At 52.2% G+C, this 13,128-nt stretch carries 12 protein-coding genes; 5 read left to right on the forward strand and 7 right to left on the reverse strand.

The genetic code is table 11. The features are described 5' to 3' along the window. Window positions 1-7 precede the first annotated feature (7 nt). Window positions 8-1,738 carry a proline--tRNA ligase gene (locus IEY46_RS12895; RefSeq protein WP_188992409.1) on the reverse strand — a complete coding sequence of 577 codons (1,731 nt, stop codon included), beginning with the start codon at window positions 1,736-1,738 and terminating at the stop codon, window positions 8-10. A gap of 425 nt (window positions 1,739-2,163) precedes the next feature. Here IEY46_RS12895 and chrS point away from each other — a divergent pair, with 425 nt between their 5' ends. From chrS to chrA, 3 genes are all read left to right on the forward strand, one after another. Beyond that, window positions 2,164-2,646 (forward strand): chromate efflux transcriptional regulator ChrS, encoded by a 483-nt coding sequence (gene chrS / locus IEY46_RS12900; protein WP_188992410.1) that lies wholly within the window; start codon window positions 2,164-2,166, stop codon window positions 2,644-2,646. A 90-nt stretch (window positions 2,647-2,736) separates the two neighbouring features. After that, entirely contained in the window at window positions 2,737-3,285 is a 549-nt protein-coding gene (gene chrB, locus IEY46_RS12905; protein WP_229750380.1) for a chromate efflux transporter ChrB, read from the forward strand. A 50-nt stretch (window positions 3,286-3,335) separates the two neighbouring features. Further along, window positions 3,336-3,887, forward strand: coding sequence for a chromate efflux transporter ChrA (gene chrA / locus IEY46_RS12910; protein WP_188992412.1), 552 nt, complete (start codon window positions 3,336-3,338; stop codon window positions 3,885-3,887). A gap of 145 nt (window positions 3,888-4,032) precedes the next feature. Here chrA and IEY46_RS12915 read toward each other — a convergent pair whose 3' ends face one another. The 3 genes from IEY46_RS12915 to IEY46_RS12925 all read right to left on the reverse strand — a co-directional run bounded on the left by IEY46_RS12915 (window position 4,033) and on the right by IEY46_RS12925 (window position 7,947). Continuing rightward, the gene (locus IEY46_RS12915; protein WP_188992413.1) at window positions 4,033-5,712 is read right to left on the reverse strand and encodes a glycerol-3-phosphate dehydrogenase/oxidase; all 1,680 of its coding nucleotides are present in this window, start codon (window positions 5,710-5,712) and stop codon (window positions 4,033-4,035) included. A 138-nt stretch (window positions 5,713-5,850) separates the two neighbouring features. Continuing rightward, window positions 5,851-7,362 (reverse strand): glycerol kinase GlpK, encoded by a 1,512-nt coding sequence (gene glpK, locus IEY46_RS12920; protein ID WP_188992414.1) that lies wholly within the window; start codon window positions 7,360-7,362, stop codon window positions 5,851-5,853. Between the two features lie 27 nt (window positions 7,363-7,389). Then, complete coding sequence (locus tag IEY46_RS12925; RefSeq protein ID WP_188992415.1) at window positions 7,390-7,947, reverse strand: glycerol-3-phosphate responsive antiterminator; 558 nt, start codon at window positions 7,945-7,947, stop codon at window positions 7,390-7,392. Window positions 7,948-8,261: 314 nt separating this feature from the next. Between IEY46_RS12925 and IEY46_RS12930 the strand changes: the two genes are divergently transcribed. Then, entirely contained in the window at window positions 8,262-9,149 is an 888-nt protein-coding gene (locus IEY46_RS12930; RefSeq protein ID WP_188992416.1) for an ATP-binding cassette domain-containing protein, read from the forward strand. Next, complete coding sequence (locus IEY46_RS12935) at window positions 9,146-9,934, forward strand: ABC transporter permease (RefSeq protein ID WP_188992417.1); 789 nt, start codon at window positions 9,146-9,148, stop codon at window positions 9,932-9,934. The genes IEY46_RS12930 and IEY46_RS12935 overlap by 4 nt, the downstream gene beginning before the upstream one ends. Window positions 9,935-10,066: 132 nt before the next feature. Here the strand turns inward: IEY46_RS12935 and IEY46_RS12940 are convergent, their stop codons facing one another. The 3 genes from IEY46_RS12940 to IEY46_RS12950 all read right to left on the reverse strand — a co-directional run bounded on the left by IEY46_RS12940 (window position 10,067) and on the right by IEY46_RS12950 (window position 13,091). After that, the gene (locus IEY46_RS12940; RefSeq protein WP_229750276.1) at window positions 10,067-10,882 is read right to left on the reverse strand and encodes a TetR/AcrR family transcriptional regulator; all 816 of its coding nucleotides are present in this window, start codon (window positions 10,880-10,882) and stop codon (window positions 10,067-10,069) included. Between the two features lie 305 nt (window positions 10,883-11,187). Further along, entirely contained in the window at window positions 11,188-12,528 is a 1,341-nt protein-coding gene (locus IEY46_RS12945) for an LLM class flavin-dependent oxidoreductase (RefSeq protein ID WP_188992418.1), read from the reverse strand. Window positions 12,529-12,560: 32 nt separating this feature from the next. Beyond that, a complete protein-coding gene (locus tag IEY46_RS12950; RefSeq protein ID WP_188992419.1) occupies window positions 12,561-13,091 on the reverse strand; it encodes a GNAT family N-acetyltransferase in 531 nt (176 codons plus the stop codon). Window positions 13,092-13,128 lie beyond the last annotated feature (37 nt).

The following is a 13,128-nucleotide window of genomic DNA, read 5'->3' on the forward strand; positions in this document are numbered from 1 at the left end:
CACACCCTTATTCTGTCTCATTCAAAGAACCGGCAGCTGCCAACTCATGGATGCGGCGTATAGCCTCATCGGGCTCGAGCAGCAGAACCTCGCCCTGGCGTTCTTTATATTCCACTATACCCTGAGCGATTCCTTTGCCAACCACAATCCGGACAGGAAGCCCAATCAGGTCCGCATCCTTCAGTTTCACTCCCATTCTCTCATCCCGGTCATCGTACAGCACATCGGCTCCTGCTTCTTTCAGAAGCCTGTACATCCGTTCCGCAACCGTGAGCTGCCCCTCATCCTGAAGGGAGACAATAATCAGATGAACGTGAAACGGGGCGGTTTCGACAGGCCAGATCATCCCGTTCTGATCATGATGCTGCTCGACGATTGCTGCCAGCAGCCGCGAAACTCCTATCCCGTAACAGCCCATAATAAAAAACTGTTCTTTGCCATTCGCATCCAGAAAACGGGCGCCGCAGGCTTCACTGTATTTGGTCCCCAGCTTAAAGACATGCCCAAGCTCGATGCCCCTCTCCAATATAAGCTCGCCAGAGCAGTGGGGACAATGATCCCCCTCCTGGGCATTGCGGAAATCACCGACATGTTCAAGTGAAAAATCCCTTCCCGGCCGAAGCTGCCGCAGATGGTAATCCGTTTCATTCGCTCCGGCCACCGCATGGTCCATTTCCGCCACATCCCGGTCTACCAGTAGCAGTACGGGACTTGCCAAACCCGCAGGGCCCGCATACCCCGGCATGGATCCTGTTACAGCCTGAACAACTGCAGGATCGGCGAGCTCCAGTGTTTCCGCCCCCAGCCATTGTTTAATCTTCGTTTCGTTGGCTTCATGATTTCCCTTCACAACTACGGCGGCAGGGCGACCATCCGCCAGATAGAGCAATGTCTTGATCATTCCGGACGGCTCCGTACCCGTAAATGCCGCGAGCTGCTCAATCGTTTTGATCCCCGGGGTATGAAATTTTTCGGGACTTCCGGTGCTTGTTTCTCCGTTATCTTGGCCATCCCGCTTCTGGAATTCCGCTTTCTCCAGATTGGCGGCGTAGCTGCAGGAACGGCAGGACACAATCACATCCTCCCCGGATTCGGCCAGAGCCATAAACTCATGGGTACCCCCTTCGCCGCCGATGGAACCCGCATCGGCCTCCACAGCTCTGAAATTCAAACCGCAGCGTTCAAAAATCCGATGATAAGCCTGATATACCGCCTCGTAGTTCCGCGCAAGCCCTTCCCAATCAGTATCGAAGGAATAGGCATCCTTCATGACAAACTCCCGGCACCGCAGAAGGCCGAACCGGGGCCGGCGCTCATCCCGGAACTTTGTCTGGATCTGGTATAGCAGCAGAGGAAGCCGCTTATAGGAATTTATTTCCTGTTTGACGAGTGCCGTTATCACTTCTTCATGGGTCGGACCCAGCACGAACTCTCTGCCCGCGCGGTCATGCAGACGGACTAATTCAGGTCCGTATACCTCATATCTTCCCGATTCCTGCCATAAATCGGCTGGCTGAAGCGCAGGAAGCAGCAGCTCCTGCCCCTGCACCCGCTCCATTTCCTCGCGCACGATCGTTTCAACCTTGCGCAGCGCCCTTCGGCCAAGCGGCAGTAGCGAATAAACGCCCGCAGCAAGCTGCCTGATAAATCCCGCCTTAACCATCAATTGATGGCTGATGGCTTCGGCATCAGCCGGAATTTCACGCAGAGTGGGGATAAACGAATGTCGTTGTCTCATTGATTGGCACCTCGCTATAAGTTGATATGTCGCTACTAACAATAATTAAAATCACAAATATGCCCAATTCTTAATGATATACCTTCTTCACAACCTCTATCGATCCTGCTTGAAGCTCCAAATCCCGTACAAATCGGCGATTAAACAAGGCTTCCGCAACAAAGCAATTATAAATGCCACCCATATTCTTCGAGATTCCCCAATCGATTAGCTTCCTATGTCGCATCGCATCACACCTCTAATCCGACGCCTCCATTGACAATAGGTTAGAATTTATCTGAATTATGATTGATAACGAAGGTTAATCCATGTATATTTGAACATATGGCAATAAAAATGTCCAATATTCGAACAATGTGTAAAAAAAGGACGACGCTTTCAACCTCGTTTTGAGTTGAAATTCAGTAAGGAAAGGAGCGCTATCCATGAACAACTCTCCATTGACCGGAGAATCAGTGGTTCAAATCGATGAGATCGACCGCAAGATTATTCAAGCGCTCAATCACAACGGGAGGATATCTTACACGGATTTGGCGAAGGATATCGGACTCTCCCGGGTAGCGGTGCAATCCAGAATTAACGCTCTCATGGAGGACGGGGTGATTGAGCGGTTCACGGCAGTCATCAATCCGGAGAAAATCGGCATTCTTGTGTCGGCTTTCTTCAATGTCGAGGTGGAGCCCAAATATCTCCATGAAGCTGCAAACGCTCTATCCGAAGAGCCTGCCGTAACAAGCCTTTATCATATGACGGGGCCGAGCAAACTTCATATGCATGGTCTGTTCAGGAACAATCAGGAGATGGAGCTGTTCATGAAAGAAGTGCTATACAAGCTTCCTGGAATTATGAGCGTAGACTGTCAGCTCTTGATCAACCGCTATAAAAGCCGCATGGGGATGAGGCTGTAAATGATGGCAGAGCAAAATCAGCATGCCGATACGCCTCCCGATCAAGGCAGCAAGAGCGGCAAACAGGAATATCGGGATTTATCCTGGGCCATGTTCAAAACCGGCATCCTGGGATACGGCGGCGGCCCGTCTGTCATCCCGCTTATTCAATATGAGGCGGTTACCAAATACAAATGGCTGGACCAGAACGAGTTCGGTGAAATTCTGGCGCTCGCCAATGCTCTCCCGGGTCCCATCGCCACGAAAATGGCCGCATACCTGGGATACCGTATGCGTAAAAGCACCGGTGCGTTCGTGGCGCTGCTGGCGCATATTCTGCCTACGTCGCTTGCCATGGTGGCGCTTATATCTCTTGTCCGCTGGCTAAGCGGTTCGGCCATTATCGCTGGAATGATCGGGGCGGTTACGCCGGTTATAGCCGTAATGCTGGGGATCATGGCTTATGAATTTGCCGAACGGGCCGTCAGGGGGCTTGGCCTTGCAGCAGGATTGTTCTTCTTCCTTGTCTCTTTCCTGCTGATGAATGTGTTGTCTATTCATCCTGCCATTGTCATCGCTCTTTTCATTGCTTATGGTATCTTTCATATACGTTTCGCAAGCTTTCTGAGGAGGAAGAGGAAGAAACGGAGGAGCGAATAAGGCGAGGCGGAAGCAAGGACTTCTATGTCATACAATAAAGGATGCGACTAATGGACGGGTTAGAATGGATTCGACTCTTTATGGGATTTCTGATTTCCAATCTGTTGGGCTACGGAGGCGGCCCAGCTTCGATCCCCCTGATGTACGAGGAAATCGTCAATCATTACGGTTGGCTGAGCGACTCGCAGTTTTCCAACATGCTGGCGCTTGGCAATGCTCTGCCAGGGCCCATCGCAACCAAGATTGCCGCTTATGTCGGCTTTGCGGCTGCGGGCTGGATAGGGCTGTTTATCGCGTTGGCCGCAACCGTCCTGCCTTCGGCAATCGCGCTTATTTTGCTTCTCCAGCTGCTTCAGCGTTTCCGTACATCCAATGCGGTTAAAGGGATCACTCTGCTGGTACAGCCTGTGATCGCGATCATGATGGTCACTCTGACCTGGCAGATCGCTTCCTCCTCCTTTTCTCAGATCGGGGTCTGGCAAGCCCTGATTATCGCGGCAGCAGCCTTTTGGCTCATGCAGCGCAAAAAAGTTCATCCCGCGCTTGTCATTGTCGGGGCGTTCGCTTATGGCGGGATCGCGATCGGCGTCTTCCATTTATAGAGACCATTATTTATGTTGAAAGACCGGAACCACGAATATCCACAAAAAAACCAATCCTCTTTGGCCATGCATGCCTGAAGATTGGTTCTTTCGTGCCCGTTCCTGATTCCTAATCAAGCTCACAGCGAACGGTCAGCTTGCGCGTTCAGGATCGGTCCGCATCCGCGCTTGCGGGTTCCACCGCCCCGGCCAGCAGCCGGTCCAGCTCTGCTCCATATGCCTTAGCCTCGATATCTGTCCAGTTTAACCGCTTGCCCATCCAGTTCTGGACCGCTTCCTTCCAAAGGCGCACCTGCGAGATATGGAAGAACAGCGATCCGCTTCGGCGGATCCAGAAGTCCATCGGTGTCACAGCCATCTCATCGCTCATTGCATATTCCAAGGCTGCGAACAGCTCCAGAGGCAGACCGGATTCAATATGCTCCTGTTTCCTGTCCACTATCAGCTGATGCACCTTCCCGACGTTAGAGCCGTAGAACCGGGCAAGTTTCTCCGCAGCTTCCGGTGAAAGGCCGAGCTTGATTCCCCTCGAGGTATGAGCGGCGACAAACTCGTCAAACCCCCGAGATCCGCCGACATCTCCTCCCGAAAGTGCCGTATGCATCGTTTGGCTGGGGGAAAAGGCCTTGCCCTGTTGACGCGTCAGCTCTTCTGCCGCCCGGTTCACGACCGCTTCAGCCATTTTACGGTATCCGGTCAGCTTGCCTCCGGCTATAGAAAGAAGACCGGAGGGAGAGCGGAAAATCTCATCCTTACGGGAAATTTCCGAAGGATCCTTCCCCTCCTGATGAATCAGGGGCCGCAGGCCCGCCCAGCTGGATTCCACATCTTCTGCCGTTACGCGGAGGGATGGAAAGAGGGCATTGACCGCCTTCAGCAGGTAGTCCCTGTCATCTTTGGTCATCCTTGGATGCTCATAATTGCCGGTATAGGTCGTATCTGTAGTACCGACATAGGTTTTGCCCTCACGGGGGATCGCAAATACCATCCGCTTGTCGGGAGTATCGAAATAGACGGCCTGATGCAGGGGCAGGCGGGATTGATCGAAGACAAGATGGACGCCTTTGGTCAGATGAAGCGTCTTTCCTTTGCGCGAGCCATCCTTCTCGCGCAGCTTGTCGACCCAGGGACCGGCGGCGTTGACGATTTGAGCGGCATGAATAACGGCTTGCCGTCCCGTTAACTGGTCGCTTACTTCCACGCCGACGAGCTGCCCTTTCTCATATCGAAAGCGTTCAACCTTTACGTAATTGACCGCCTTCGCCCCTTCCTCCACCGCCTTCTTCATCACTTCAAGCGTTAGGCGGGCATCATCCGTGCGGTACTCGACATAATAGCCGCTACCCTTCAGTCCCTCCTGTTTCAACAATGGCAGGCGCTTCAATGTTTCACCTTTGCCGAGCATACGACGACGCTCGCCGCGTTTGACCCCAGCCAGCCAATCATACAGACGAAGGCCCATAGAGGTGGAAAACCAGCCGAAAGTTCCCCCTTTGTAAATAGGCAGCACCATCCACTCCGGCGTGGTGACATGAGGCGCATTCTCATAAACAATCGCTCTTTCTTTCCCAACCTCCGCTACAACGCCGATCTCCAGCTGTTTCAAATAACGAAGACCGCCGTGTACCAGCTTGGTCGAGCGGCTCGAGGTTCCAGAGGCAAAATCCTGCATCTCCACCAGTGCCGCCCGCATACCGCGTTTGCGGGCATCCAGCAGAATGCCCGCTCCCGTTATTCCGCCTCCGATAACCAGGAGATCCCAATTCGTCCCCTCTAATTCATTGATGATATCCTTACGGTCAACTACGGAAAAATTCGCTGTCATATGATGTCTCTCCCATTCCCTGTGAGTTAAAAAAAGAAGCCGCGACAAACCCATATCGCCAAAAAGCGACAGGTTATCACGGCTTCTCCATATCTCCGACCCTATATTAACTTGTTTTTATCGTATCACAACTTTCAATTATTTGAAAGCCTGAGCTGCCCGGACCGCACGGCCCCAGCCCTCATATTTGGATTCGCGAGCCGTTTGATCCATTTCACTCTCAAACCGCGCATCCCGTTTCCAAAGACCGGCAAGTTCTTCTTTGGAGCTCCAGAATCCCACAGCAAGGCCAGCAAGGAAAGCCGCCCCCCGCGCCGTGGTCTCGCTTACCGTCGGTCGCTCGACGGCGATTCCGAGCAGATCGCTCTGAAACTGCATCAGCAGATTATTCCGCGAGCCTCCGCCATCGACGCGGAAGCTGGCGAATGATAACCCGGCTTCCTGCTCCATCACCTTGAACACATCCTTGGCCTGGTAAGCGATAGCCTCAAGCGTTGCACGCACCAGCTGCGCTTTGCTTGTTCCCCGGGTCAATCCGAATACGGCGCCGCGGACCTCATTATCCCAATAAGGCGTACCCAGCCCTACGAATGCGGGCACCACATACACCCCATCCGTAGAATCCGCTTGCATCGCAACCTGTTCGCTTTCCTGGGCGGAGCCGATCAACTGAAGCTCGTCGCGCAGCCACTGCACCGCCGAGCCGGCTACAAAGGTGCTCCCCTCCAACGCGTATTCCACTTTCCCGCCAATGCCCCAGGCAATTGTCGTCAGCAGCCCATGCTCCGAAGGCACCGCTTCGCTTCCGGTATTCATCAGCATAAAGCAGCCGGTGCCGTATGTGTTTTTGGCCATCCCTTTCTCGAAGCAGGCTTGCCCGAACAGAGAAGCCTGCTGATCTCCGGCAGCAGCGGCGATGGGAACCGCATGACCGGCAAAAAGCTCATCCGTTGTGTGCCCGTACAGCTCCGATGAAGCCTTCACCTGCGGCAATAGGGCAGGCGGTATATCAAGAATCGCCAGCAGCTCCTCATCCCATTTCAGCTCATGAATGTTGTAGAGCATCGTACGCGCCGCATTGGTATAATCCGTCACATGCACGGCACCGCCGGTCAGCTTCCAGATCAGCCATGTATCAATCGTCCCGAACAGCAGCTCACCGGCCTCTGCCCTGGCACGCGAGCCCTCAATATGATCCAGTATCCATTTGATTTTCGTTGCCGAGAAATAGGCGTCCACCATCAAGCCCGTTTTATCACGGATCAGCCGTTCATAACCATCCGCCTTCAGTTGCTCGCAAATAGCTGAGCTCTGGCGCGATTGCCAGACAACCGCTGAATAGATCGGAACCCCTGTCTGCTTGTCCCAAATCACGGTCGTTTCCCGTTGGTTGCAAATTCCGATCCCGGCAATCTGTTGCGGCCTGATTTCATTCTCTTCGATAACACGTCGCAGCACTGACAGAACCGATTCCCAAATCTCCTGCGCATCATGCTCCACCCAACCCAGCCGGGGAAAATGCTGCGTAAATTCCTGCTGGGATATCGCTTTCATTTCGCCCTGTTTATCGAATAAAATGGCTCTTGTGCTTGTGGTCCCCTGATCCAGTGCCAATATATAAGTATCAGCTGCATATAATGTATTTTCCATCTGATCTGCATCCTTTCCCCGCACGCTTTATTTCATAAAATGCTTCCACAAAGCGGTATTGCTTGTCGTTACTGCAGTCGCTCCCGCCGAAAGCGCTCTCTCAACATCCTCCGCGGTCCGGATGAAACCGCCGGCAAGTATCGGAATGCCCGACTCCCGATGCACCTCGGTAATAATATCCGGCATGATGCCGGGAAGCACTTCAATATAATCGGGCTGTGTGCGTCTGAGCAGCGCATAGTTTTTCTGAAGCGCGCCCGAATCCAGCAGGAACAGGCGCTGTATAGCCAACAGCTTGTTCTGCTTGGTTTTGGTGATCACTCCGGCACGGGTCGACATAATGCCTGCAGGCTGGATCACCTGGCAGAGAAATTCGGCCGCGTATTCGTCATTTTTGAGACCCTCGATTAAATCCGCATGAATAAGTACCTGTTTGCCGTTGGTTCTGGCCAGTTGAACGAGCGATTGCAACTGACTGATGTGACTATCCAGCAGGACGATATAACCATACGGGAGCTGCAGCAATTTCTCGAAATCCTTCATGCTTCTGGCTGCAGGCAGAATGAGCTGTTGTTGAAAAGGCATACGTCACCGTCCCCCAAGCCTGGTTGTTCGAGCTTTGGAAAAAATCAACAAAAAAACACATAAAACCCTCCCCCCGCGCGCAAGGCGCAGGGAGTGTCTATGTGAATGTCTCCGATTCTTCCGTCACAGTATGAACTTGAGTTTATTGTAGCTTCCCCGCCACGCTCTCGTCAAGCATGCCAAGTGGCGAGAATGGGTCTCTCACCCTCCTCTTGCACATTGAACTAAAAAATAAAGTTGTATTTTTATTGTATACATCATATACTGTTTATTACATACACATTTAGTGATTTTCCAGAAGGAGGAATAATATCATGACTGCATTTGCTATTGAAATTGCGGGCTTGCGAAAAAGTTTCGGTGACCAGGTTGTGCTTGACTGGATCGACCTTGCCGTGCCGGCAGGAACCGTATTTGCCCTGCTTGGCCCGAACGGAGCAGGAAAAACCACTCTGATTAATATTCTGTCAACGCTGGTGGTCCCCGATGGAGGCTCCGTACGGGTAGCCGGTCACGATGTCAGAACCTCCAGGGAAGAGGTTAAACAATCTATCAGCCTGACGGGACAATTCGCCGCAGTGGATGAGGTGTTGACCGGTGAAGAGAATATCCACATGATCTGCAGGCTTTCCGGCCTTACCGCTGCAGAGTCTCGCACCCGAACCAGCGAGCTGCTGACGCAATTCGACCTTGTTTCGGCCTCCCGCAAGCGGGTCAAGACGTATTCAGGCGGGATGCGCAGGCGGCTTGATCTCGCCATCAGCCTTGCAGTCATCAGGCCCGTGATGTTCTTGGACGAACCAACAACAGGACTTGATACAACCAGCCGGCGCGCCTTGTGGGATATCATCCTTCAGCTTAAAGAACAAGGCATTACCATTTTTCTCACAACTCAGTATTTAGAAGAAGCCGATCAACTGGCGGACAGGATTGCCGTGATCAACAAAGGACATCTCGTCGCGATTGGAACCGCCAAGGAGCTGAAGTCGCATGTTGGCGGTGAGGTGCTTGAGCTTCACAATGCAAAGGACGAATTAATTGTAACGATCCCGACCAGCGGCAGTATCCATGACGTTAGTCAAGCCTTGAATGAGCTTTCCCGTACCCTCCCGCAGGATGCGCGGGTTAGCGTCCGCAGGCCCAGCATGGACGATGTGTTTCTTGCTCTGACAACCAAGGAAATGGAAGGAACTCCTTTATGACAACACATACCAGACCTACCCAAAAAGCATCATTCGTCGTTACGAATGCCGTCTTCATTGGACGGAGCTTCCGTCATAGTTTGCGGAACACAGAAGCATTAGTGATGGCTATTATGCTTCCCATAATGCTCATGCTGCTGTTCACTTATGTGTTTGGCGGCGCAATTGATTCCAGCGGAGATTATGTCAATTACGTTGTTCCGGGCATCATTTTGTTATGTGCCGGATTCGGATCGTCGAGTACAGCTGTAGACGTCGCCAATGACATGACTAACGGCATTATTGACCGGTTTCAAACGATGCCCATCCAAAGTCTGAGCGTTGTGACCGGGCATGTCGTTGCAAGTTTGGCACGCAATCTGTTTGCAACGGGCGTGGTCTTCGGAGTTGCATTGCTGGTTGGATTCCGGCCAACGGCTAACGTCGTCGAATGGATCGGAGCAGTGATTGTCATTACTCTGTTTATCCTCACTTTCACATGGCTGTTCGCAGCCATCGGACTTGTTGCAGGTAGCCCGACAGCTGCCAGTGGATATGGATTCTTGCTGCTGTTCCTTCCCTATCTGTCCAGCGCTTTCGTTCCCATTGACACGATGCCGGCATGGCTGCGCGGCGTTGCCAACAATCAGCCGATGACGCCGATAATCGAAACGATACGCGGATTGCTCACGGGAACGCCGATTGATGACCGTGCATGGTGGGCAATAGGATGGTGTTTGCTCATTCTTTGTGTGTCCATTCTATGGGGCCTGTGGGCATTTCGCAAAAAAGCGGGACGCCGATAACTTTGGCAAAATCAAGCTTGAAGGTCGAGCGGCTTTCGCCTTCTCACACACCACGGAACCAACACTCCAGCAAAAACGAAAAATGGCGCACAGGTTGAACAACCTGTAACGCCATTTTTTTGTTGTGAAATTTTATTTCTTCTCGATGTCACTTGGCATCTGAGCTACGGGCATTTTGGCGGCAAGGTAATGTTCAATGCCATCCAGAATCCGTTCCAACCCAAAATCGAAATCATTTCCAACGGTATTTTCATTCTCAATCTCGTCGGTATAAGCTCCTGATTGTACAACCGGACTGAGATACGGAAAGTGGTCCGGCTGAACCAGCTGCTTAAGCTCTGCACTGTAGTCCAGACCGCTGAATGCAGAAGGACTGCCGCCTGTCCGTACGGCCCGCGCCATATCCCTTTGAATGATACCGCATGAACGGGCGTAGCTGCTTAGCAGCAGGACGATGGACATTTTCTCATAATCATTAAACGGGAGTTTACGCATCGATCTCAGTCCCCAATCAACAATCTTAAGGTTGTTTGGAGTGACTGGAGCGCCGTAGATCGGGATGTCACCATACCAGGGATGTTCCTGGAAAACATGAATGGTTACCCGGACATACGCACGCATTTCTTCGCGCCAATAATTCCGCTGCTCCTCTGGGGGGATAGGGATATTACAGACTGCATCCTGCATAAGCAGGAGCAAATCATCCTTGCTGGATATGTAGCGGTAAAGGGACATGGCGGTAAATCCCAGAGAGGCTGCAACCCTGCTCATGGAGACAGCTGCCAGTCCGTCCTTGTCTGCAATCGCGATTGCAGCCTCGATGATCTGGGCGATGCTCAGTTCGCCCTTTGGCCCCCGCTGCGGACGTTTGACCAGTCCCCAGCTAAGCGCTATGCCACGGGGTAAATTCTTAAAATCTTCGTGCTCCATATCTTTGTCCTTATCCATGATTTCAAATCCCCCATAACTCTTCAGACTGTGGAATACCTGTTGAAGAGGATCCCACAAGAAACTGTATATTCAATAAACAGTATATCACAACATGAAGGAGGTTTCTTCCCCTGAACATAAAAGCAATCTACAGGTTAGAGCTTATACTTTCTTACATTATAAAAAACCGCATAGAAGTCTATGCGGTGCCGTTCATATTATATCGTAAGTGCTTCGCGCGGATCAGAAGGGATCCAGTTCGTACAAGCCGATCAGCAACCTCTCTTCGAGCCATCCGGATGCCGTTTCCAGCCCCGCTGCCATCAGCCATTCACAGCAGCGGTATTCTTTGCAGTCGTATAGCGGTTGGCCGGAAACGGAATGCCTAAATTGCCTCGCAGCGTATCCGCTTCGTATTCGGTGCGGTACAATCCGCGCTCCTGCAGAATCGGCACGACCTGCTCTACGAAATCCTTCAGGCCGCTTGGAAGAGGCGTGTGGATAATAAACCCGTCCGCTGCCTCTTCCTCATTCCATTGCTGGATCAAGTCGGCTATCTTTCGGGGCGTACCGATGAATTCGCCGCGCGGCGTTGCCGATCGCAGCGCTACCTGGCGCAGAGTAAGATTTTGTTCTTTGGCTTGTTTTTTGATTTTATCCGTTCCGCTGCGGAAGCTGTTTTTGCCCAATTCGCCAACATCCGGGAATGGTTCGTCAAGCGGATATTGGGAAAAATCATGGTGCTCGAAGAACCGTCCCAAATAATTGAGCGCACTATCGATGCTGACAAGTCCTGCAATTTCCTCATATTTGCGCTCGGCTTCTTCCTCCGTCGCTCCAATGATCGGCCCAATGCCCGGAAGAATGACGACATCATCCGCAGAGCGGCCACTGGCAATCGCGTTGTCCTTGATTTCCTTATAAAACTGCTTGGCTTCCTTAATGTTCTCGTGGCCGGTGAATACTGCATCTGCCACTTTGCCTGCAAGTTTCTTGCCGCTTTCGGAGGATCCGGCCTGGAAGATCACCGGCTGACCTTGTTTGGATCTTGCGATATTCAATGGTCCCTGTACAGAGAAATATGCACCTTTATGGTTGAGCGTATGCAGTTTGTCAGGATCGAAGAATACTCCGGATTCCTTATCCCGGATGAAAGCATCGTCCTCCCAGGAATCCCAGAGCCCCTGTGCGACCTGGAGAAATTCCTCCGCAATCCGGTAGCGTTCATCATGGCTCGGGTGCTCGGCTTTGCCGTAATTTTTGGCGGAGCCTTCCAGAGGCGAGGTTACTACATTCCAGCCGGCCCGGCCGCTGCTGATCTGGTCCAGGGAACCGAACTGCCGGGCAACCGTGAACGGTTCGCTGTAAGAGGAGGATAAGGTTCCTACGAGACCGATATGCGAAGTGGCCGCGGCAAGCGCGGACAAAATGGTAATCGGCTCGAAACGGTTCAGAAAATGAGGGATGGATTTCTCATTGATATAAAGGCCGTCCGCGATAAAAACCAGATCGAATTTCCCCGCTTCCGCCGTCTGTGCCTGCAGCTTGTAGAACTCAAAATTCACGCTGGCATCCACCGGAACCTCAGGATGCCGCCATACGGATACATTGCCGCCTACGCCATGGATCAAAGCACCGAATTTGATTTGCTTGCGATTTGACATTTCCCTTCTCCTCCTTAATAATCGGGTTTCTTTCAGGTTAATAAAGTGCTCCCTCCCAATTGCAGCCGATAACTCTTCACCAGCAGATTGCCATTCATAATATCTTTATCAAACGCCCGTTCAAAGCCCAGATGTTCATATAATCGGACTGCGGCATCCATCATGTCGGAAGTATGCAAATGAACGGTTTGCGCCCCCCACGCATGGCATTCCCGGACACTTGCCCGGAGAAGCTCCGTCGCTACGCCCAGGCCCCGCGCTTTGCGGGAAACCGCGAGCAGCCGGATGACGGGATTTTGGATATCCAGATCGCTGCTCCCGTATGCAGACTCGGAAGAATCGAACAGAAACACACTTCCGATGATCTCCCTCCCAAGCTCCGCAACAAGCCGCTTTTTTGTTTGCGCCCCGCTCACTGAAGCGATTATGCTTTCCTTATATTCTTCCCAGCGTTCCTTGGGGAGTGTCTGTTCATATTGGCTGTATGCATCCACCAGAACAGCTGTAATCGCTTCCGCATCCGATTCTTTGGCAGCCCGGATAATAATGGACCCCGTTGTCATTCTGTTCACCTGCTTTCCAGTTATCGATTTTCCGTAT

This window comes from Paenibacillus nasutitermitis (assembly GCF_014641075.1).
Lineage (GTDB): Bacteria > Bacillota > Bacilli > Paenibacillales > Paenibacillaceae > Paenibacillus_Z > Paenibacillus_Z nasutitermitis.

Excerpts from the sequence above, each read along its gene's own strand:
- IEY46_RS12895 (WP_188992409.1), bottom strand. The coding sequence starts at position 1,738 with ATGAGACAACGACATTCGTTTATCCCCACTCTGCGTGAAATTCCGGCT.
- chrS (WP_188992410.1), top strand. The coding sequence starts at position 2,164 with ATGAACAACTCTCCATTGACCGGAGAATCAGTGGTTCAAATCGATGAG.
- chrB (WP_229750380.1), top strand. The coding sequence starts at position 2,737 with ATGTTCAAAACCGGCATCCTGGGATACGGCGGCGGCCCGTCTGTCATC.
- chrA (WP_188992412.1), top strand. The coding sequence starts at position 3,336 with ATGGACGGGTTAGAATGGATTCGACTCTTTATGGGATTTCTGATTTCC.
- IEY46_RS12915 (WP_188992413.1), bottom strand. The coding sequence starts at position 5,712 with ATGACAGCGAATTTTTCCGTAGTTGACCGTAAGGATATCATCAATGAA.
- glpK (WP_188992414.1), bottom strand. The coding sequence starts at position 7,362 with ATGGAAAATACATTATATGCAGCTGATACTTATATATTGGCACTGGAT.
- IEY46_RS12925 (WP_188992415.1), bottom strand. The coding sequence starts at position 7,947 with ATGCCTTTTCAACAACAGCTCATTCTGCCTGCAGCCAGAAGCATGAAG.
- IEY46_RS12930 (WP_188992416.1), top strand. The coding sequence starts at position 8,262 with ATGACTGCATTTGCTATTGAAATTGCGGGCTTGCGAAAAAGTTTCGGT.
- IEY46_RS12935 (WP_188992417.1), top strand. The coding sequence starts at position 9,146 with ATGACAACACATACCAGACCTACCCAAAAAGCATCATTCGTCGTTACG.
- IEY46_RS12940 (WP_229750276.1), bottom strand. The coding sequence starts at position 10,882 with ATGGATAAGGACAAAGATATGGAGCACGAAGATTTTAAGAATTTACCC.
- IEY46_RS12945 (WP_188992418.1), bottom strand. The coding sequence starts at position 12,528 with ATGTCAAATCGCAAGCAAATCAAATTCGGTGCTTTGATCCATGGCGTA.
- IEY46_RS12950 (WP_188992419.1), bottom strand. The coding sequence starts at position 13,091 with ATGACAACGGGGTCCATTATTATCCGGGCTGCCAAAGAATCGGATGCG.